We start from the raw sequence: 21,554 nt of genomic DNA on the forward strand, positions 1-21,554 counted from the left end.
TGATTCATAATTGTATTGGGTTCGGGCTCCCTCTCCTTTGGAGAGAGGTTGGGGGTGAGGTCTGTAGAAAGCAGGAGGAATCATGTTTTGATGAAGTCAATCAAATAAAAAAAGCTGCCCTTTCGGACAACTTACTTATTTTTAAAACCACCAGAACGGGCTTCCGCCTTCGTCTTTTTTCTTGGCAAACTTGTCCAGCTTAAAGGTTAGCGAGAACATCACATAGCGTTTCAGTACCGTGTTTTCCTCATCGCGTATGCTCGTAGCGTTGATCCTTCTCGAAGTCCCTACGTTTTGGTTCAGCAAATCGTATACTTTAACTTTGAAAAGCAGGTGGTCCTGTAAAAAGTTGTAGCCAAGGCTGCTGTTCCACAGGAAGAAATCGCGCTTAAACCCATCAGCAATCTGTGTGGTATAGGTATAGCCAAAGTCGTTACCGAAAACTACGTGCTTGGGCCAGTAGCTGGTTGTCTGCAGGTTAAGCCGGTGTACCGCATTGCTTGCCTGGCTTTCAGGATAGTTAGCGGAATAATTCGTTTGGTTATATGTAAAATTATACGACGGGTTGATAGTAAGCAACTCGCCAAATTCATAGGTAAAATTCACTCGTGGTGTTAAACGTAATGTCTGGGAGTCAAACATTTCACCATTCAGGAAGCCCTTGTCAACATTGTAGTTGCCGCTTAGGCCAAAGCTAAAGCGGTAGGTGCTGCCGGCTTCTGTTTTGATCGATTTGCTGTAGTTACCCCCAAACCAAGTGTAAAATGTGCCCGAAACATTGGTGTATTGCGTTGTGCGTTCGCCGCTTGTATTCACCTCGGTAAAGCCTTTTATTTCGTCATGATTGAACTGCCCGCCTGCCCAAAAGTTGTATCCGGAGCGGGTGGCATAGTCAAAATCACGGAAGCTCATGTTTACGTTGTGGTAACGCTGCGGATCCAGGTCCGGGTTACCGCGGGTTATGGACAAAGGGTTGCTTACATCATCTACCGGCAATATCTGGTTGGGCTGGGCAAAGGTTACATCATAATTGTATCCGACCCACATCGATTTTGACTTTGTAATTTGGTAATGGAAGCCCAAATTTGCCGAAGGCAGCACATAATCTTTTGCCAGTGTTGTATTCTCGCCCCTGTACAGCGAGTAGTTGTCGAACTTCGAAATTTGGGGACCCGCTTCGAAATTGAACCACAGCTTGCCCTTGCTTATGCTGAAGCCTGCAGTGGGGCGAAGTATGTTGGTTTTGGAAGTCATGTAATTGGTCAGCGAGTCATTGTAAATGCTGTAACTGTTGGTTGTTGGGTCAAAGTCGAAACCATCGCGGTCCTGCAGCATTCTTTTATGCTCATAGGCCATCCCAATTTTTACGTTCATAGAGTCAGTTACGGGCTCAAGGTATTCAAGTCCTGCCGTGTAATTGTCATTCGCCTGGCGGTTGTAGCGTAACTGGTTCCTGTTCCTGTTGCGTACGGCTTCTACACCATTTTCATACGTATAGGTATCAATATCATAGCTGTTTTGCTCAGTGCCGTCATCAGCCTTATTGTCATTCTGCAGCACAACGTTCATCGACCTTCCTTTCTTTTTAAAAGCTTTGTTAAATACAAAGTAACTCTCAAAGCCTTTGTTGTCGTTGTTGGTAAAGTTGTTGTTCACACTCTCGTTCATCGGGCGGGCATCCACTACACGGTAGGATTCCTGGCTCGAAGCATTGCTGTATTTTGAATTTGCAGTGACAAATTTTGGTGCAAAATAGATTGATGCCGTTGAATCGATCTTAACGTCAAACTCGGTGTTGAAGTTATGGGAATAGCGGCTTGTATTCGTTACAGAGCGCGAATCGGTTCGGTAGCTGGGATCGGTCAGGTCACCGGATTCGGCATCTACAGGAAGAAAATTGGTTTCGCTGGTGCGGTTGCGGTTGTCGGTATCGGCGCTGCTGTAAAAATAGTTGGCGCTCCCGTCAAAGCCTTTTACCCATTCGTCCGCATAGTTAAGGCCCAGGATGTTGGACTGCGTAATTCCCCTGCCTCCGCCAAACTGCATTCCGTTGATGCTGAAACTTCCATCGTCACTGCTCCAGAAGGAGCGGTTGCGCCCGCCGCCCATCGTATCGAATATCTCATCCATGCTAAACCCGCTGGAATTGATGTTGTTGGACGATGCCAGCAGGCTTATCTTGGTAGGCCCTTTAAAGTAGTTGGCCAACAGACTGCTTTCATAGCGGTCATCGCTGCCGTAGCCCCCCATGAGCTTGCCAAAGTAGCCTTTGTTCTTATCTTCGTCTATGGTAAGGTTAATGCTCGCGCTGTCGCTCGTTGCCTTTTGTCCGGAAAGCTCTTCCTGCTTGGTTTTGCTGTCGGTTACCTGTACTTTATTGATGATATCGGCAGGCAGGTTTTGCAGGGCTATCTTGCCGTCCTTGTCAAAAAACGGCTTTCCGTTTACCAGTATCTGGTTTACTTCCTTCCCGTTTACGGTTATCTTGCCTTCTTCGTCAATGTCTACGCCGGGCAGCTGTTTCAGGAGCGCTTCCACGTTGGCGTCAGGCCGCACCTTGAACGATGCGGCATTAAATTCGAGCGTATCCGATTTGATCCGGATGGGCGGTATTTCCGACTCAATGACTACCTCGTTCAGTTCCGAGGGTTTGTCCTCCAGCTTTACCGTGCCGAAATCGCGGTCTTCGGCAGCCGATTCGATCAGCTGCCTATGGTCGGCCATACCGATGAAGGATACTTTAAGGTAAACAGGCTGCGTGATCTTGCGGGTCTTTATCTCCCAGTTTCCGTTTTTGTTGGAAATGGTGTAATCCACCATGGTCGAATCCTTTACCGAAGTGAGGTATACCGTGGCCGATTCGAGTGGGATGTCCTGGCTGTCGGTGATTTTTCCTTTTAAGGTAATGGTCTGGCTGAAGCTTAATGTGGTACAGGCAAAAAAGAATAGGAACGTTAGTAATTTGTGCATGCAATTTTAGGTAATAGGTTGGTTTAAATAGTAAGGTTATCCTTATAAAACTGCTAAGAAAGCATTTTATTGCCAATATTGGCCAAAAGAATTCGTTTTTAACGCTTGTTAGAGCTATCTCATGCGTGGGCCACGCTGCCTTTGCGGCGCCGGTGTGCTGCCGAACTTGTTGAACTTCCACGTGAGCGAAAACATCACATAACGTTTCAGTACGGTATTTTCCTCATTGCTTACAGACGTTGGCTCAATTGTCCTTTTCACGCCGGTGTTCTGGTTCAGCAAATCATAAACTTTTACCTTGAACATAAGGTCGTCCTTCAGGAAGTTATAGCCCACACTGGTATTGAGAAGGTAAAAATCCTTCCGGAAGCCGTCAGGTATATTGGAATTATAGGTATAGCCAAAATCCAGCCCTGCTACCGTATGCTTCGGCCAGTAGCTGGTGGCCTCCATCCCTATGGTATGCATAAAGCCCGAGGCGCTGCTAACGCTGTAATTATCGTAATTATATTCATTATAATTAAAGTTATACGACGGGCTGAGGGTGAGCAATTCGCCATAGCGATAGGTAACGTTGACGTTCGGGCTGATGCCGATGGATCTGGAATTGTACAGTTCGGTGTTCAGGTAGCCCTTGTTGGTGCTGAAATTGGTGCTCAGGCCCGTATTAACCAGCCATTCGTGCGCATCCTGCTTAAAGGTTTTGTTCCAGTTTAGCGAAACCGAAGCATTCATGTTGCCCGAAATGTTGCGGTAGCTGGTGGTCCGCTTAGCGCTTTCGTCAATGGTGGCATACTGTGTTACCTGGTCGTCATACATGACCAGGTAGGCACTTGCGTTTATGCCTGAGCGGCTGCCGTTATTGAAGTTGCGGTAACCGGCCCTGATGGTGTGCGATTGCGTAAGGTCCAGGTTGGGGTTCCCTACAATGGTGTTCAGCGGATTGCTCAGGTCCTCAACGGGGAGCAGCTGGCCCGGCTGGGGGAAAGTCACCGAATAACGATAGTTGGCAAATACCGATTTCGTCTTGGTAAACCTGTAGGTGGCACGTAAATATCCCTGTGGCATCAGGTAGTCCCTGTCGAGGTTATACAGCTGGCCAATGTATTCGGCATTGTTGCGGAACGACGAAAACTGCGCCCCGAATTCGCCACTCATGCGGAGCTTGCTTTTATCCAGGGAAAATCCTGCCACAGGTGCAAGGGTATTGGTCACCGATGCAAGGTAGTTCGATAGTGAATCGTTGAAAACCGAATAGGTATTTGTTACAGGGTCATAATCGTAGCTGTTTCGGCTGCTGGTGTCGCTGTTATTGCTGTAACGGGCAGTGAGGCTGATGCTCAGGGAGTCGGTAAGCGGCTCTATGAACTCAACGTTTGCACTATACGTTGAGGTGTTGTCCGTATTGTCCAGTATTTGGTTCCGGTTGTCAGTTGTCGTCCCGGTAATGCCGCCCGGATATTTATACTTTATGGTATTGGACCGGTTCAGGTTCTCGCGGTCGCTGTCGTTGCTATTGGCATTCAGGTGTACGCTCAGCCCACGGCCTTTTTTCGTGAAGCTTTTGAAAAAGGTGAGCGAATTGCCAAAATTGCGCGTCTCGCTTTCCGAGTACGAATTGGAGGTGCTCTCATTCAGCAGCTTCCCGTCTGCCATCCTGTTGGAAAAACTGCTGGAAGCGGACGTGCTGTTGGAATTGGACAAACGCAGCCTGGGCATGTAATTGAGGGTGGCAGTACTGTCGATTTTATACTGCAGTTCGCCGTTTATGCTATGGGAATACGATTCGCTCTCGTTGCGCGATTCCGATTTTGTGTTATAGCTCTTGTCGATGAAGGTGCCGGGATTATCGGCATCCTCACCTTCGGGCAGGTATTCGGTGCCCTCATACTTGCGGCGGTTTTCGGTGGTGGCTCCGGAATAATTGTAGCTCACGCCGGGCTCAAAGCCTTTAAACCATTCGTCATTGTAGTTTACCCCGGCCGTGTTGCTTATCGTTATGCCGGGGGCGTTGCCGCCACCGCTTACCAACGACCGCGGGCCCGCCCCGCGCCCCACGCTCCCGAATATTTCATCCATCGAAAAACCGGAAGAGTTGATGTTGTTGGACGATCCCAGTACGCTTATCTTTCGCTTGTCCTTAAAATAGTTGAGCAGCCCGCTGACTTCATACCGCCCGTCACTGCCATAGCCCCCCGTGACCCGCCCGAAGAGCCCTTTGTTCTTGTCTTTTTTTATGGTGAGGTTAATGCTGGCATTATCACCGCTGGCCTGCTGTTTGGCGAGTTCTTCTTTTTTGGTCTTGGTATCGGTAACCTGCACTTTGTCAATCATGTCGGCAGGCAGGTTTTGCAGCGCTATCTGTCCGTCGGCATCAAAAAAGGGCTTGCCGTTCACCAGTATCTGGTTCACTTCCTTGCCGTTGACGGTTATTTTTTTGTCGGGGGTTATTACTACGCCCGGCAATTGTCTCAACAGTGCTTCCACATTGGCATCGGGCCTGACCTTAAACGATGACGCATTGAACTCCAGCGTGTCTTTTTTGATGCGTATGGGTGGAATCTCGCTTTCTATCACCACCTCATTCAGCTCTGTCGGCAGGTCTTTGAGCTGTACCGTGCCAAAATCGCGGTCTTTTTCCACTGAGGCCATCTCCACCGAATGATTTGCTATTCCCATGAAGGAGATTTTAAGATTTGCGGGGGCAGCCACCGGAGGGACCTTAAGTTCCCAGCTTCCGCTTTTCGACGTGATGGTATAATCTACGACAGACGAGTCTTTGGCCCGCATGAGGTACACCGTGGCCGATTCGAGCGGTACAGCGGCGCTGTCGGTAACAACACCACGGAGCGTGACCGATTGGCTATAGCCGGCAAACGTAAAAAGCAACAGGAATAATAAAAGGCGCATAGGCGTATAGTGAGGCTGGTTTATTAAGTAAACTGCATTACGTTGCGTTTTAGTATCAACAAGGCACTGCCGCGTAAAAATACCTACTTATGGGTATTGCCTGCAAATGTTATTTGGATGAAATTTACATTGATAACCAATTAAATACCAATTATGAATTTTTCTAAAGAATGCAAAAACGGATTTGGCCTTGCCATGTTCCTGCTGTTCGCGCTGCCGGCCTTTGCACAAAAGGAGGCCGACTATACCAACTGGCTGTTTGTACAATCGGATAAGGCCGTGCAGGTGCGCTATGCCCTTGTAAAGCAGGAGGGCGATGTGGGGCACTACAGCGTACAGTTCCGCATCAACCAGCAGGATGACATATTTTGCAAAAGCGCCGACTGCGAAGGGTATGTGATGGCATTTTCCTATCCCACACCGGATAATAAGAATACCATATACCACCATTTTATCTTTTACAATACGTTTAAAGGGGTATATACCATGAAAAACCTTGTTCCCATAAAGAACAGCTGGCCCGATGGCTCAAAACGCTTCCTGTCAAAAGAGGAGGGGCTGATGTATGAGCTGGCCGACGGGCAGAAGGGCAGTGCGGCACAGATATTCTATAACTGCGTGGACGAAAAGCTGAAAAGCACCAACAAGAACCGTTGCGAAGGCAGCGGCGCCTACAGGAATATCTTCATTACTTCCGAAGCGATAATAGTAAAATAGGGGAGGGACAGTTTGTTTACTGAAAAACCCGGAGTGTGAGCTCCGGGTTTTGTTATTTTTTGTCATTATTTATTTTTCGTAGTTGCTGGATATCCAAAAGGTCTTTTGGCCTGCCTGCCTTAACCTTGCTGGTAATGAGGTCTTCCAATGATAAGACGCTCCACCTTAAAAATCGCGTTTCATTTACTTCAACAGCAACGCTATCGGTATATGCCTGTTCGAAAGATTTGTTTACCGAAAAGTTTGTTATTAATTCCAAATCCATGTCTTCCTGCGGAGTGAACTTGATAGAGATGTTTTGCTGTTGGTTTTTTACAGTATCAGGAAAATCATCAACTTCAAATCCCATCTCATTAAAAACTGTAACAAGCTTTCTGAAATTTTCTTCGGTAGTTTCGATCCAAAAGTCCACATCAGCCGAATGGCGTTGGTATCCGTGAAAGTTTACCGCACCCCCGCCAACCATGAGCATCCTTACATTATGCTTATTTGCTAAGGTAATAAATGTACTTATGCTTTCATTCCAGGCCTGTAGCATTTTTCTTTGGCATTTCTAAAACAAAGTTAGACGATTTATCAGGCTTGGCAGTTGTCGGGAACATTCTCATCTGCATTGAAAGCTTTAAGAAACGCATCACACGTTCACCCCCTGACAGCTTCAGGAATTCTTCTTCCCTACGCCTGTTGCTTTCTTCTTTTGTCTCAAACCGCATTTCCATGATACCTGCTTTGACACAAATTTAGTGAAAACAAATAAATTTCAATCACATAGGCACATAGCATTTAAACGGATGAAGTTATCGTGAATTAATAAGGTACTCATAGTGAAGCTTAGCTTCATCTTTGCGTTACTATCCCTCCCTTTACCTCTTAGAAACCTATGTATCTATGTGGTTAAATTATTATTACTTCTGCCTGAAGTAAATGTCAATCGGCACGCCTTCAAAGTTGTATATCTCTCGCATCTTGTTTTCAAGGTAGCGCTTGTACGGATCCTTTACATACTGCGGCAGGTTGCAGAAGAACACGAACTGCGGTGTAGGCGTAGGCAGCTGCATGCAGAACTTGATCTTTACATACTTACCCTTCAGTGCAGGCGGCGGGTTATTCTCTATGATAGGCAGCATGGTTTCGTTCAGTTTCGAAGTCGCAATGCGTTGTTTCCTGTTCTCGAATACGTCCACCGCTGTTTCCAGTGCCTTCAGTAAACGCTGCTTTGTCAGTGCCGACACGAATAGGATAGGCACGTCCGTAAACGGCTGCAGTTCTTCGCGTATCTTGCGCTCATAGTCACGGGTGGTCATGGTGTCCTTTTCTACAAGGTCCCATTTGTTGACCAGTATCACAACGCCCTTACGGTTCTTTTCTGCAAGCCAGAAGATGCTCTGGTCCTGGCCTTCAAAGCCACGGGTCGCGTCAATTACCAATATGCAGATGTCGCTGTGCTCAATGGCACGCACGGAACGCATTACCGAATAGAATTCCAGGTCTTCCTTCACCTTGGCCTTACGGCGGATGCCCGCGGTATCTACCAGGTTGAACTCAAACCCGAAACGGTTGTAGGTCGTGTCGATGGCATCGCGGGTGGTACCGGCAATGTCGGTCACCACAAAGCGGTCCTCACCGATAAGCGCATTGATGAACGATGATTTTCCCGCATTGGGGCGGCCCACTACGGCAAAGCGCGGCAAGGCAACGGCATTCTCATCCGGTGCCACGGCTTCGGGAAGCAGGTCAACAAGGGCATCCAGCAATTCGCCTGTACCCGATCCGCTCATCCCGGCAATGGTATAATAATCGCCAAGCCCAAGGTTGTAAAACTCTATCGCGTCTTTTTCACGCATGGAATTGTCCACTTTGTTAACAGCCAAAAGCACCGGCTTGGTGACTTTGCGCAGCAATTTAGCCACTTCGTCATCCATCGGCGTGATGCCTTCCTCTACATCCACCACAAATATGATCACGTCGGCCTCGTCGATGGCCAGCTCTACCTGGCGGCGGATTTCGGCCTCAAAAACATCGTCAGAACCTTTAATGTAGCCACCGGTATCGATCACCGAAAACTCTTTTCCGTTCCATTCGCTTTTGCCGTAATTGCGGTCACGGGTTACCCCGCTCACCGAGTCGACAATAGCTTCCCTGCGCTGTATCAGCCTGTTAAAAAAAGTGGATTTGCCCACATTCGGCCTTCCTACTATGGCTACGATATTATTCATTCGTTGTTTTTAATTTTTTGCAAAAGTACTCTTTTAATTTCAGATTTCAGATTGTAGATTTCAGATTGAGCTTCACTCCACTAATTTCAGATTGTAGATTTCAGATTTCAGATTAAGCTTCACTCCTTCTGAATAGCTTGGTGGCCTACATTACGAAAGCTTCGCTTTAACTGTTTTAAGTGAACTGACAAATATTGATGTTAACTCATTTGCTTCTTTCCAGACAACTTCAGTTATGTTTTTATCGAGCCAGTTTTTTTCCATAATTATCTCAAGCCAAAAGAGTGTCTCGTCTGCTTCTTCAAGCACGATTTCCATCTTGGCAATAAATTCCTTATCGCTCCTTGCCCGGCATACTGCCCTGTAATTTGCCCCAACTGAAGTCCCGCTTTTAGCAATTTGGTACGATACTATTTTAGATGCAGCAGTAATCGGTAATTTTTCAACCAAATCAATGATAGATAAGGAAAATGATTTAGTCCTTGCTTTTAACTGCTCTGCTGTCATTGTTTAATCCATTAAGTTAGAGTATGAGTGTAGCTCAATCTGAAATCTACGATTTGAAATTCCTCAAGAGTGTAGCTCAATCTGAAATCTGCAATCTACGATTTGAAATACCTCAAGAGTCTAGCTCAATCTGCAATCTGCAATCTACGATCTGAAATACCTCAAGAGTGTAGCTCAATCTGAAATCTGAAATCTACAATCTGAAATAATTACTTCTGATTATAACCAAACCTCCTCAGCTGGTAGTTGTTGCTCCTCCAGTCCTTATTGACCTTTACGAACATTTCGATGTGTATCTGCTTGCCGAAGAATTTTTCGAGGTCGGCACGGGCTTCCATGCCTACACGCTTGATGGCCTCACCCTTATGGCCGATGATGATGCCCTTTTGGGTATCGCGCTCTACCATGATCAGGGCACGTATGCGGATGATGTTGTCGGTCTCGATGAATTCTTCGGTCTCAATCTCCACGGCATACGGGATCTCCTTGTCGTAGTGCAGGAGTATCTTCTCGCGGATGGTCTCGTTGACGAAGAAGCGTTCCGGCTTGTCGGTCAGCGTATCTTTAGGATAGTAAGGCGGTGATAGCGGCATCAGTTCGATGATGCGGCTGAACACTTCCTTGACGTTGAAGTTCTGCAAGGCGGAGATAGGGTATATCTCGGCATTGGGCACTTTCTCCGTCCAGAATTGCACCTGCTCTTCTAGCTGTTCCTGCGACGACTTGTCGATCTTGTTGAGCAGCAGCAATACGGGGATTTTGGCGTGGATGATCTTATTAAAGAAAGCCTCGTCCTTCAGTTCCTTTTCACCGATCTCCACCATATAGATAAGGATGTCGGCATCCTCGAAAGCCGACTTTACAAAGTCCATCATGGAGCTTTGCAGCTCATACGCCGGCTTGATGATGCCCGGCGTATCGGACAATACCACCTGGAAGTCGTCGCCATTGACGATGCCCAGTATGCGGTGGCGCGTAGTCTGTGCCTTGGAGGTGATTATGGAGAGGCGCTCGCCCACGAAGGCATTCATGAGGGTTGATTTCCCTACGTTGGGGTTGCCTATTATATTAACGAAACCGGCTTTGTGTGACATGGTAAAAATATTATCCCGCAAAGGTAGGCATATCAGCGGAATAGTAGAAATAAAAGATTTTTATCAATTTTAACTTGCTATTTTAAATAACCGTCGTATATTTGCACTCGAAACATCGCGGGATAGAGCAGTAGGCAGCTCGTCGGGCTCATAACCCGAAGGTCACAGGTTCGAGTCCTGTTCCCGCTACTAAGTAAACCCTCTCAGAAATGAGAGGGTTTTTTGTTTATTATCAAAGTGTAGGCTTTGGAGGGCTCTTATCCGCCGCGGCGGACACAGGTTCGAGTCCTGTTCCCGCTACTAAGGAAAAGCCATTCAGAAATGAGTGGCTTTTTTCATTATGTGCTTTGGAGGGCTTCTATCCGTAGCGGCGGACACAGGTTCGGGTCCTGTTCACGCTACAAAGGAAACCCTCTCAGAAATGAGAGAGTTTTTTATTGCCTATAAAATATCTTTGCCGCGCACAGGTCTGTTACTCTTCCCCTACGGAAAGTTATTATGAGTCTTATAAAAGTTTTAGCCACGAATTACACAAATTTTCACAAATTGCGCTAATGGTCAGATTTTCATTGCTGAAAATTACTGAAATGAGGTAAAAATTAGTGGAAATTTGTGTAATTCGTGGCTGTTTTTGATGGGTTTGCCACCGCAGTTAAACCGGCCATTTACAATTATTTACAAAGTTTACATTTTAATTTACAATCCAAATTGCTCATTTTCAAAACATCGGGGGTAGCTTCGCTGTATCAATTTAAAAAATGAAACAGATGAAAAAAAAACTCTATGTACTGATCCTGCCACTGGTTGTGGCGGGCGGACTGGTATTTGCGAATCGCGAATTCAAAAATGAAACCCAACTATCCCAAAAGCCGGTAGCTGTCGCGCCGGCGAAATCCTGCACGGATGAAAAGAAAAAATGGGAGGCTTCCCCTGACGGCGTCAAGTACAAAGCATGGGAGGCTTCCCCGGAAGGTAAAAAAGTGCATGCCAGCCATGATAAGATCAGGAAGCAGATTGATGCATTCGCCGATATGGAGGCTGTGGTAATTTCGGATACTTTTCAGCGTGAGGGTGCGGAACATGGCCCTAAATGGCTTATCGTGAGTATTGATGGCGACTATTACATGATGCAGTTTATCCCTGATGAGTGGGAACAGCTGAGCAGCCTTGAGGTCGGCGACAAAATTACGGTAAAGAGCCGCAGTGCAGGTTATTCGAACAACCATCCCTACCTGATCCTGTCGGGCGATTATATCGAGCATAACGGCAAGGTGCTTTTTAAGCGCGACTTTAGCAAGAATAAGGGTTGCTGAGGAATCTCATAATAATAAGGAAAGCCACTCGGGATTGAGTGGCTTTTTGTTTTGTAAAAATTCCACAAGAAATATTTATCTTTATGATATAATATTCATCATGGATATACAATCAGCAAAAATGAAATTTGCCCAACTGCTCCGGGAACAAAATAGCCTAACCGCAGACGATTACATAACAATCGACTCCCGCAGGGAATGCCACCTGAATGGTGAAAGCAAGTCTTATAACTGGCAAGAAGCAAAACAAAAAATCCGAAACCGTCAATAATGCGGCATGAGCAAATTCCTACCTTTTGAAAGTATCGAGTACAAGACCAGCCTTTCCAAAACAGAAGTATTTCAAAGGCTTCAGGAGAATGTTGAGATGCAAAAGTTTAGTTTTTTTGGGAATAGTTATTCAAAACCTTATGTAGGGGTTGTCAGCGATAGCTCCTTCAGGATTAAAAGGGTAATTTGGTATAGAAATTCATATTTGCCTGAGATTAAAGGAGAGATATTTGAACACGCCGAAAGCACAAGAATAAAAGTAACTATGAAGCCTGTCGGTTTTGTGATCGCATTTACGATCATTTGGTTTGGAGGTACTTCATTGGGCTGCATCGCTATAGCTCTTTCGGGAGGATTCACTATGTCTTTCATAGTGCTGTTCGGGATGCTTTTATTTATGTTAGCGTTTGTGCATGGCCTGTTTAAGATCGAAAGCAAAGGAAGCCTGCAAGACCTCAAAGAAATACTGAAAGCTGAGATCGTGTGAACGCATCATTATCATTTTGCTAATTCCCTCAATATTTTCTAATTACGCCTTGCGTCTTCATTATATTTGACTACTTTTGCCGCCGCTAACTAAAGCGCAATTACTGAGGAATTTATGAACATGAACAAGATTGTTGAGTACCGCAAGCTGCTCAACGTTACAAAAACAGCCACGCTAAAGGAACTGAAAACCATTTACAGGAACAGCATGAAAGAATGCCATCCTGATACCCTGACCACCGAGGAGGAAAGGAATGCTGCCGAAGAAAAAAGCAAGACCATCATTGAGGCGTACCACTTTTTGGTGAGCATTGCACCCGAAACTTCCGAAAAGAATAAGGAGGAATACACAAAGACGACTTCAGCATCGCCTATAACCGAATTTTACTTCGAGAAGCAGGCACTGTACATCAACTTCCTCGACGGCAGCAGCTACGAGTACTTCGGTGTGCCGTACAACACCTATGTAAAAATGGTAAATGCCGAGTCGCCGGCGCGTTTTGCCCGCAGGCATATCTACGGTACCTACCTCTACCGCAGCGCCCAGAAGATCGTTGCCAACGCGGAGTAATTTACATCCCAAACAATACAAAAGCTTTCCGGAAGGAAGGCTTTTTTGTTTGCAATAAACAGGAGAAATGATCTGAAGCCTTAACTGCAAAAAGTGCAGTTAAAAGTGTTGACTATCGGATTCAGGCAATTTTAAAAAATGGCTCAATAAGTAACCTTTTTTTCCTATCGGGCTACCCCTAAAATCATCATTCTAATTGTTATATATACCCTAAAATCATCTTGGGATCACGCTAAAATTCCTAAATTTGGGTAAAAAGTCATCATGAAAGTAAAAAAGACCCTGGTTATGGGGGCATCTACCGATCCCGGCCGGTACTCCTATAAAGCCATAAAAATGCTGCAGCGCTATGGCCACCCGGTTTTGGCGGTGGGCAAAAAAGAAGAAGACCTCGACGGCCTGAAAATAGAGAAGGAGCAGGTGCCTTTTGAGGATGTGGATACGGTTACCCTGTATCTTAACCCAATGAACCAAAGGCAGTATTACGACTACATTGTTGAGTTGGAGCCCGAGCGTGTCATCTTTAATCCGGGGACTGAGAACCCCGAGTTTTTTGAGCTGCTAAAGAAAAACGGGATAGAAATAGAAGTGGCCTGTACGCTGGTTATGCTCTCGATAAATCAGTATTAGCGGCTTTTTTGCTGATGCACAACAGCAACAGGAAGGTTATCAATCCATTAACGATGATGAGTTCGTTATCAAACACATAGCCGCCCAGCAATTCTCCGGAATAGGTGTGCAGCAGTAACGTCAATAATGGCGATGCAATGCATATGAAAGGTACTGCTTTGTCCATTACGGTATAGTTTTTCATGAAAAGCCCAAAGGAGTAAAGCCCCAGCAGCGGTCCGTAAGTATATCCCGCAATACGGAATATCATGCTTACTACTGATTTGTCATTCAGTGAATTGAATACGATTATAACCAGGAACATCAACAGCGAAAAGGCTATGTGTACCCCATGGCGTGTTTTTACATTGCCTGCTTTTCCCTGGTTTTCGGCTTTGTCCATACCTAAAAAATCGACGCAGAATGATGTGGTCAGTGCTGTAAGCGCCGAATCGGTCGTGGCGAAGGTTGCGGCAGTGAGCCCAAGCAGGAAAATTACTGAAGGGATAAGCGCCAAGTGATGGAAAGCGATCTCGGGGAAAAGCAAGTCGGTGCGGGGCTTGCCGGCCTCAAGCGGAACGTCTATTCCATTCCTGGAGGCATAGATGTACAGCAAGGCACCCACTCCAAGGAAAAAAATGTTTATTACCACGAAGATGCCTGTAAAAGTGAACATGTTCTTTTGTGCTTCGCCAATGTTTTTGCAGCTCAGGTTTTTTTGCATCAGGTCCTGGTCAAGCCCTACCATCGCAAGGGTGACAAAAATACCACCCAGTATCTGCTTTACGAAGTGGAACCTGCTCCCTATGAAATCTTCAAAGAAAAATATTTTCGAATAGCTGCTTTGCTCTACAGCGGTAAATGCCTCGCCAAGGCTCATTTCCAGGCTGTCGCAGATGAAGTAAATGGTAAAGAAAACCGATGATACCAAAAAGAATGTTTGAAGTGTATCAGTAATGATGATGGTTTTTAGGCCGCCTTTGTAAGTATAGGCAAAAATGAGCAGCAATGAAAGCAGTACCGTTACCCAAAACGGAATTCCAAAGGCATTGAACACATAGCGTTGCAGTACGATAACCACAAGATACAAGCGAAATGCCGACCCGATAGTACGGCTGATGAGGAATATCATAGCCGAGGTTTTGTAGCTGTAGTAGCCCAGCCTGCCTTCGATGTAGCTGTAAATGGAGGTAAGGTTAAGTCTGTAATACAGCGGCAGCAATACTTTGGCAATCAGTATGAAGCCTATGGCATTGCCGAGAATGAACTGGAAATACTTAAACTGCTCACCGTTTGGTGAGCCCACTTCTCCCGGTACCGATATGAAAGTTACTCCCGAGAGCGCGGTGCCTATCATCCCGAAGGCTACCAGGTACCATTTTGAGTTTTTATTGGCTTTGAAAAACGTATCATTGCTGCTGTCCTTTCGGCTTACGACCCTCGAAATGAGGATGAGTAACCCAAAGTAGACTATTATGATGGAAAGTATGGTGACCGGCTGCATATGTTTGTGTTTGTTTTACAAAGCAACTAAAAATATTTTGAATAATGCACGTATGCTAAATTTGTATCAATTTTGTTTAATATTTCGGATGATTGTTACCTTTGCACCATGATGGAAATGTCTTCAAAATTACTGGAAAGGGCTGTGGCAGAGATATCCCAACTACCCGGCATAGGTAAGCGTACGGCGCTCAGGCTGGCATTGCACCTGCTTAAACAGCCGGAAGATCAAACGCAGGAACTGGCAGCGGCGCTACGCAAAATGAGGGAGGAAATACAGTTTTGCAGGCAATGCCATAACATATCTGATGTTGAGGTGTGCGGGATATGTGCCAATGCTCTGCGCGATAAGTCGGTCATTTGTGTGGTAGAGGATATTCGCGATGTGATGGCTATTGAGAATACCGGTTTTTTTAAAGGTATTTACCATGTGCTGGGCGGCAAAATTTCACCAATAGACGGTGTGGGGCCGGGGCAGCTGAATATAACATCGTTGGTTGAGAAAGTAAAATCCGGTGGTGTAAAGGAGCTTATTTTTGCCCTCAGTTCCACTATGGAGGGCGATACTACCAATTTTTATATATACAGGCAAATCAGGGATTATCAGGTTACTACAACTACAATTGCGCGTGGCATAGGGGTTGGGGATGAGCTTGAGTTTGCCGACGAGGTTACACTGGGAAGGAGCATCGTGCACAGGGTACCATTTGAAGGAGTGATTTAGGATAATTGCTATAATGGTGTTAAAATATTTAAAATTTAAATATTTATAGTCGTATATTAGCGGCATTTGTGCGTTCTCTTAATGTTGATTATAGTATTTTGTCAAAATGTTCTGATAGTTTTGTACCGGTACGGAAATAATTGGTTTTTACCGTGGCTAAATGGGTGAATCATTGCTGTTTTTTCAGGTGTTTTGGGGTAATATTGAATTAATAAAAAAAGGACAGAAGTAAAGATAAAATAATAGTATGTTAAAATATTAGTCTATATATTTGCAATCCAAACCAGATGCTATTTATAGCATAAAACCAATTTTAATGCACGCAGAATTAAAGAAAAAAGTTCTTATAACGGGTGGTGCAGGCTTTATCGGCTCAAATTTGTGCGACCATTTTATAAACAAAGGTTATAAAGTAGTTTGCCTTGATAATTTTGCCACCGGCCACAGGAAGAATATCGAACACCATCTTTCAAATCCCGATTTCACGCTTATTGAGGGCGACATAAGGAATATGGCTGATTGCATGGCAGCAGCTGAAGGTGCTGACTATGTGTTGCATCAGGCGGCCTTGGGTTCTGTGCCGCGCTCCATAAAAGATCCGTATACCAGCAACGATGTCAATGTTAGCGGGTTTCTTAACATGATCATAGCATCCAGGGATGCGGGTGTTAAGAGGTTTGTCTACGCTGCAAGCTCATCCACCTACGGTGATTTTGAGTCGCTTCCTAAAGTCGAGGATAAAATTGGGAAACCGCTATCGCCTTATGCCATTACCAAGTATGTGAATGAACTATATGCCGATATCTTCAGCAAGACCTATGGCATCGAAACGATCGGTCTCCGCTATTTCAATGTTTTTGGCAGGAGGCAGGACCCTAATGGGGCTTATGCGGCGGTAATACCAAAATTTGTAATGCAGTTCATGAAGCATGAGAGCCCTGTTGTTAACGGTGATGGTAATTATTCGAGAGATTTTACCTATATCGATAATGTGGTGCTGATGAATGAGCTGGCTATGACTACGGATAATCCGGAGGCTGTAAATACAGTATATAACACCGCTTTTGGCGACCGCAATACGCTTAATGACCTTATTGGCTACCTGAAGCAATATCTTTCTGAATACGATGCAGAAATTGCTAATGTAGAAGTTATTCACGGGCCAAACAGACAGGGGGATATCCCGCATTCGCTTGCAAGTATAGACAAAGCGAAGCAGATGCTTGGCTATAATCCGGAATTTTCACTTCAGGCCGGTTTAAAACAAGCCGTGGGATGGTATTGGGAAAACCTAAAAACTACAGAAACAGTAAAATAATAGATGAAAATAGCAGTAATTGGATTAGGATATGTCGGGCTGCCTTTAGCCAGGCTGTTTGCTACAAAATATTCAGTAATAGGCTTTGATATCAACCAATCCCGGGTAAATGAGCTTAATTCAGGCAAAGACAGTACCCTGGAGGTTGAAGATGATCTCCTTAAGTCTGTCCTTGTAGATGAGCCGGGCAAGCCTGGCTTGTACTGCTCAACAAACATAGACGATATCAAAGACTGTAATTATTATGTAGTTACTGTTCCGACCCCTGTTGATAAGAACAACAGGCCGGATCTCACGCCGCTTTATAAGTCCAGCGAAACCGTAGGTAAGGTGCTCAAGAAAGGCGATATTGTCATTTATGAATCTACTGTGTATCCCGGAGTTACCGAGGACGAATGCGTACCGGTGCTGGAGCGTGTAAGCGGCCTTAAATTCAATGAGGATTTCTTTGCAGGCTACTCTCCCGAAAGGATTAACCCCGGTGATAAAGAACATACTGTAGAAAAAATATTAAAGGTGACTGCAGGTTCTACACCTGAAGTTGGCGAGAAAGTAAACGAGCTTTACAGGTCGGTTATAAAAGCGGGTACACACCTTGCGCCAACTATAAAAGTTGCCGAAGCGGCTAAAGTAATCGAGAACTCGCAAAGGGATATCAATATCGCCTTTGTAAATGAGTTGGCTAAAATATTCAACTGCATGGACATTGATACACATGCAGTATTGGAGGCCGCGGGTACAAAGTGGAATTTCCTTCCCTTCAGGCCGGGCCTTGTGGGGGGGCACTGCATAGGGGTAGATCCTTATTACCTGGCCCAGAAAGCCCAGGAGGTAGGCTATCATCCCGAAATCATTCTTGCAGGCAGGAGGCTTAATGACAGCATGGGGGAGTATGTAGCATCCCAGGTGGTTAAGCTGATGATAAAGAGGAATATAACGATCAATAATTCTAACCTCCTCATGCTGGGTATTACCTTTAAAGAGAACTGCCCGGATGTGAGGAATACAAAGATTATCGATGTTATCAAGGCACTGAAGGATTACGGTATCAATATTACCATTTTTGATCCGTGGGCAAGCCCTGCGGAGGTTAATCATGAATATGGCCTTGAAACCGTTACCGTGCTTCCTTCTGAAAAGTATGATGCCATTGTTCTTGGTGTCGCTCACAATGAGTTTAAAGAGCTTGATTTTTCAAATATCAGGACAGCTAATAGTGTTGTTTATGATGTGAAGGGTATACTGGGCGCTAAAGCCGACGGTAAGCTCTAATATTGGATACTTACATTTTTACAATTATGAAAATTACAAATATATGTTGTATAGGTGCCGGTTACGTTGGCGGGCCGACAATGGCAGTCATTGCGCACAAGTGCCCGGACATTAAGGTAACAATTGTTGACCTGAATGCTGAAAGGATTGCAGCATGGAATGATGAAAATATAGATAACCTTCCTGTTTATGAACCGGGCCTTGGAGAGATTGTCCGGTCGGCAAGGGGAAGGAACCTTTTTTTCTCTACAGAAGTTGAAAAAGCGATTGACGAAGCGCAGATGATATTCATTTCTGTGAATACCCCAACGAAAACTTATGGACTTGGGAAGGGCAAGGCGGCAGATTTGAAGTATATTGAACTTTGTGCCAGGCAGATTGCCTCTGTGGCAAAGGATGATAAAATAGTAGTTGAAAAATCAACACTTCCCGTGCGTACTGCTGAAGCGGTGAGGAGCATTCTTGATAATACAGGGAATGGTGTTAAATTCCAAATATTGTCGAACCCAGAATTCCTTGCCGAAGGAACAGCTGTAGATGATTTGCTGAATCCTGACAGGGTGCTTATAGGCGGCGATACCGATGCAGAAGGGCAGGAAGCTATCAATGCGCTGGTTGAGGTATATGCAAACTGGATACCTAAGGAGCGCATCCTTACTACGAATGTATGGTCGTCAGAACTTTCAAAGTTAACTGCCAACGCTTTCCTGGCGCAAAGGGTTTCATCTATCAATGCAATGTCGGAGCTGTGTGAAAAAACCGGTGCCGATGTGAATGAGGTGGCAAGGGCTATAGGGATGGACAGCCGGATAGGGCCAAAATTCCTCAAGGCATCTGTTGGTTTTGGCGGCTCATGTTTCCAAAAGGATATCCTTAATCTTGTCTATATTGCCAAGTCATACGGCCTTCATGAAGTTGCTGATTACTGGGAGCAGGTTATCATAATGAACGATCATCAAAAAAGGCGTTTTGCGGCAAACATTGTTAAAACGCTTTACAATACCGTATCCGGGAAAAAAATTGCTTTCCTCGGATGGGCATTTAAAAAAGACACCAATGACACACGTGAATCGGCAGCAATATATGTAGCTGATGACCTGTTAAACGAACAAGCCAGCATAGCGGTTTATGACCCGAAAGTGGAGACTGAAACAATTTACAGGGATCTGGACTATCTCGGTACAAGGACGCCTGCTGAAAACAAATCGGGCGTTGTAACATTTGAAGATGCCTATGAGGCATGCCACAATGCTCATGCTATAGCAGTATTGACAGAGTGGGATGAATTTAAAGGATATGACTGGCAAAAAATATACGATAATATGAAAAAACCTGCCTTTGTTTTTGATGGCAGGAATGTTTTGGATGCCGGTAAGCTGATGGGAATAGGGTTCATATTTAATGGGGTAGGAAAAGCCTATTAACGGATCCTTAGGGTTTTGAATAATATTAATTAATAATACTGAATGTTAGCCCAAAGGTAATTGGGACTGACGGGGCGGAGCCGTGAAAAGGCGTGCCGAAAAGGACCTGATAATGCCGTGGTACGTAGTTTATACAAATCCGAAATCCGAGAAAAAAGTTTCACAACAGCTTGTCGCAATGGGCATCGAGGTATATTGCCCTTTGGTGTCTGCTGTAAGGCAATGGTCTGACAGGAAGAAGAAGGTAGAAGTACCTTTATTTACATCCTATGTGTTTGTAAATATAGAGGAAAAAGATAAAAACCGTGTGTTTGATGCCAGGGGAGTTGTCAAATACCTGTTTTGGCTTGGCAAGCCTGCGGTTGTGAGGGAAGAAGAAATTCTTGCCATAAAAAAATGGCTTACAGAAGAGGTGACAGATGTAGAAGTTGGCAGCATAAAAAAAGGCGATCTTTTTGAAATTAAAGACGGGCCTTTTGCAAACCATTCCGGCGTTATACATGAAATAAGCAAAAGCACAATTAAACTGATAATAGAATCAATAGGTGTCGTGCTGACCATTAAATATGGCGCGGGCAAGGACACAACCAGATAAACCGGACATAGCATGAAAATATTGGTTACAGGCGCTGCGGGATTCATTGGATACCACCTTTGTGAGAGGCTTCTGGCTATGGGCCATGATGTAGTGGGGCTTGACAACATTAATGATTACTATGATGTAAACCTTAAATACGGAAGGCTTTTGCAATTGGGTATTGCAGATCCTGCCGACAATGTTTTGCAGCCAAGCAGCATTTATGATAAATTCAGCTTTGTGAAGATGGGGCTTGAGGAAAGGCAAGCGCTACCTGCCCTGTTTGAACAACAGCAATTTGACATCGTATGCAATCTTGCAGCCCAGGCGGGAGTAAGGTATAGCCTGCAAAACCCGTTTGCCTATATAGACAGCAACATTGTAGGATTCATGAACATACTCGAGTGTTGCAGGAATAATAATGTGAAAAATCTTGTGTATGCAAGCAGCTCAAGTATATATGGGCTTAACGATAAGATTCCATTTTCTACAGATGACAACGTCGATAACCCGATAAGCCTCTATGCTGCCACCAAGAAAAGCAATGAGCTGATGGCGCACACTTACAGCCACTTGTTTGGAATCAAGACAACTGGCCTCCGCTTCTTTACTGTGTATGGCCCATGGGGCAGGCCTGACATGGCCATGTTCCTGTTTACAGACGCAATATTAAAAGATAAGCCAATACAAGTATTCAATGAAGGTAGGCTCTCAAGGGATTTTACTTATATAGATGACACAGTGCAGGGTATTGTAGATACATTGTTTGATGCTGATAAGGATACACTGTACAAAGTATACAACATAGGTAACAGCAAGCCTGTAAAACTGTTAGATTTTATTGCCGAAATAGAAAAAACCATAGGCCGCGAGGCAAAGAAGGATTACCTGCCAATGCAGCCGGGTGACGTTGAAAGGACATGGGCCGATGTAGCGCCTCTTGCTGCCGATTTTGACTACCAGCCTTCAACCGATATCAGTGTGGGGGTCGAAAAATTCATAAACTGGTATAAGGAATATTATAAAGTATAATTAGTAAGGTTGGAAACAATATGTTGAATGCTAACACTATA

General features: G+C 45.0%; 19 protein-coding genes and 1 tRNA gene. 12 read left to right on the forward strand and 8 right to left on the reverse strand.

Annotated elements, in window-relative coordinates; translation table 11 throughout:
- Positions 1-141 precede the first annotated feature (141 nt).
- The gene (locus OGH69_RS11215) at positions 142-2,970 is read right to left on the reverse strand and encodes an outer membrane beta-barrel protein (protein ID WP_265174562.1); all 2,829 of its coding nucleotides are present in this window, start codon (positions 2,968-2,970) and stop codon (positions 142-144) included.
- Positions 2,971-3,084: 114 nt separating this feature from the next.
- On the reverse strand, positions 3,085-5,880 hold the full coding sequence (locus OGH69_RS11220; RefSeq protein WP_265174563.1) for a TonB-dependent receptor: 2,796 nt from the start codon (positions 5,878-5,880) through the stop codon (positions 3,085-3,087).
- A 153-nt stretch (positions 5,881-6,033) separates the two neighbouring features.
- Here OGH69_RS11220 and OGH69_RS11225 point away from each other — a divergent pair, with 153 nt between their 5' ends.
- Positions 6,034-6,597: a hypothetical protein gene (locus OGH69_RS11225; protein ID WP_265174564.1), complete on the forward strand. Its 564-nt coding sequence runs from the start codon at positions 6,034-6,036 to the stop codon at positions 6,595-6,597.
- Between the two features lie 52 nt (positions 6,598-6,649).
- Here OGH69_RS11225 and OGH69_RS11230 read toward each other — a convergent pair whose 3' ends face one another.
- From OGH69_RS11230 to era, 5 genes are all read right to left on the reverse strand, one after another.
- Positions 6,650-7,135 (reverse strand): nucleotidyl transferase AbiEii/AbiGii toxin family protein, encoded by a 486-nt coding sequence (locus tag OGH69_RS11230; RefSeq protein WP_265174565.1) that lies wholly within the window; start codon positions 7,133-7,135, stop codon positions 6,650-6,652.
- Positions 7,116-7,316 carry a hypothetical protein gene (locus tag OGH69_RS11235; protein WP_265174566.1) on the reverse strand — a complete coding sequence of 67 codons (201 nt, stop codon included), beginning with the start codon at positions 7,314-7,316 and terminating at the stop codon, positions 7,116-7,118. The genes OGH69_RS11230 and OGH69_RS11235 overlap by 20 nt, the downstream gene beginning before the upstream one ends.
- A 186-nt stretch (positions 7,317-7,502) precedes the next feature.
- Positions 7,503-8,813, reverse strand: coding sequence for a ribosome biogenesis GTPase Der (der, locus tag OGH69_RS11240; protein ID WP_265174567.1), 1,311 nt, complete (start codon positions 8,811-8,813; stop codon positions 7,503-7,505).
- A 150-nt stretch (positions 8,814-8,963) separates the two neighbouring features.
- Positions 8,964-9,320, reverse strand: a complete 357-nt coding sequence (locus OGH69_RS11245) for a four helix bundle protein (protein ID WP_265174568.1) — start codon at positions 9,318-9,320, stop codon at positions 8,964-8,966.
- A gap of 209 nt (positions 9,321-9,529) precedes the next feature.
- Complete coding sequence (era, locus tag OGH69_RS11250; RefSeq protein WP_265174569.1) at positions 9,530-10,414, reverse strand: GTPase Era; 885 nt, start codon at positions 10,412-10,414, stop codon at positions 9,530-9,532.
- Between the two features lie 116 nt (positions 10,415-10,530).
- Between era and OGH69_RS11255 the strand changes: the two genes are divergently transcribed.
- The 5 genes from OGH69_RS11255 (at position 10,531) to OGH69_RS11275 (ending at position 13,684) form a co-directional block, all read left to right on the forward strand.
- Positions 10,531-10,603: transfer RNA gene (locus OGH69_RS11255), tRNA-Met, on the forward strand.
- Between the two features lie 578 nt (positions 10,604-11,181).
- On the forward strand, positions 11,182-11,727 hold the full coding sequence (locus OGH69_RS11260; protein WP_265174570.1) for a hypothetical protein: 546 nt from the start codon (positions 11,182-11,184) through the stop codon (positions 11,725-11,727).
- Positions 11,728-12,004: 277 nt separating this feature from the next.
- Positions 12,005-12,484 carry a hypothetical protein gene (locus OGH69_RS11265; protein ID WP_265174571.1) on the forward strand — a complete coding sequence of 160 codons (480 nt, stop codon included), beginning with the start codon at positions 12,005-12,007 and terminating at the stop codon, positions 12,482-12,484.
- 120 nt (positions 12,485-12,604) lie between these two features.
- A complete protein-coding gene (locus OGH69_RS11270) occupies positions 12,605-13,054 on the forward strand; it encodes a KTSC domain-containing protein (protein WP_265174572.1) in 450 nt (149 codons plus the stop codon).
- Between the two features lie 264 nt (positions 13,055-13,318).
- Positions 13,319-13,684: a CoA-binding protein gene (locus OGH69_RS11275; protein WP_265174573.1), complete on the forward strand. Its 366-nt coding sequence runs from the start codon at positions 13,319-13,321 to the stop codon at positions 13,682-13,684.
- Here the strand turns inward: OGH69_RS11275 and OGH69_RS11280 are convergent.
- On the reverse strand, positions 13,659-15,167 hold the full coding sequence (locus OGH69_RS11280) for a sodium:solute symporter (RefSeq protein WP_265174574.1): 1,509 nt from the start codon (positions 15,165-15,167) through the stop codon (positions 13,659-13,661). The genes OGH69_RS11275 and OGH69_RS11280 overlap by 26 nt on opposite strands.
- A 111-nt stretch (positions 15,168-15,278) precedes the next feature.
- On the opposite strand from OGH69_RS11280, the gene recR reads away from it, so the two are divergent.
- The 6 genes from recR to OGH69_RS11310 all read left to right on the forward strand — a co-directional run bounded on the left by recR (position 15,279) and on the right by OGH69_RS11310 (position 21,513).
- Entirely contained in the window at positions 15,279-15,890 is a 612-nt protein-coding gene (gene recR / locus OGH69_RS11285; RefSeq protein ID WP_265174620.1) for a recombination mediator RecR, read from the forward strand.
- 316 nt (positions 15,891-16,206) lie between these two features.
- On the forward strand, positions 16,207-17,208 hold the full coding sequence (locus OGH69_RS11290) for an SDR family oxidoreductase (RefSeq protein ID WP_265174575.1): 1,002 nt from the start codon (positions 16,207-16,209) through the stop codon (positions 17,206-17,208).
- A 3-nt stretch (positions 17,209-17,211) separates the two neighbouring features.
- The gene (locus OGH69_RS11295) at positions 17,212-18,480 is read left to right on the forward strand and encodes a nucleotide sugar dehydrogenase (protein WP_265174576.1); all 1,269 of its coding nucleotides are present in this window, start codon (positions 17,212-17,214) and stop codon (positions 18,478-18,480) included.
- 26 nt (positions 18,481-18,506) lie between these two features.
- Positions 18,507-19,904: a UDP-glucose 6-dehydrogenase gene (locus OGH69_RS11300; protein ID WP_265174577.1), complete on the forward strand. Its 1,398-nt coding sequence runs from the start codon at positions 18,507-18,509 to the stop codon at positions 19,902-19,904.
- Positions 19,905-20,016: 112 nt separating this feature from the next.
- The gene (locus tag OGH69_RS11305) at positions 20,017-20,499 is read left to right on the forward strand and encodes a UpxY family transcription antiterminator (RefSeq protein ID WP_265174578.1); all 483 of its coding nucleotides are present in this window, start codon (positions 20,017-20,019) and stop codon (positions 20,497-20,499) included.
- A 12-nt stretch (positions 20,500-20,511) separates the two neighbouring features.
- Positions 20,512-21,513: an NAD-dependent epimerase gene (locus OGH69_RS11310; RefSeq protein WP_265174579.1), complete on the forward strand. Its 1,002-nt coding sequence runs from the start codon at positions 20,512-20,514 to the stop codon at positions 21,511-21,513.
- The last annotated feature ends 41 nt before the right edge of the window (positions 21,514-21,554 follow it).

The sequence above is a fragment of the Flavobacterium sp. MFBS3-15 genome (assembly GCF_026107645.2).
Taxonomy (GTDB): Bacteria; Bacteroidota; Bacteroidia; order Flavobacteriales; family Flavobacteriaceae; genus Flavobacterium.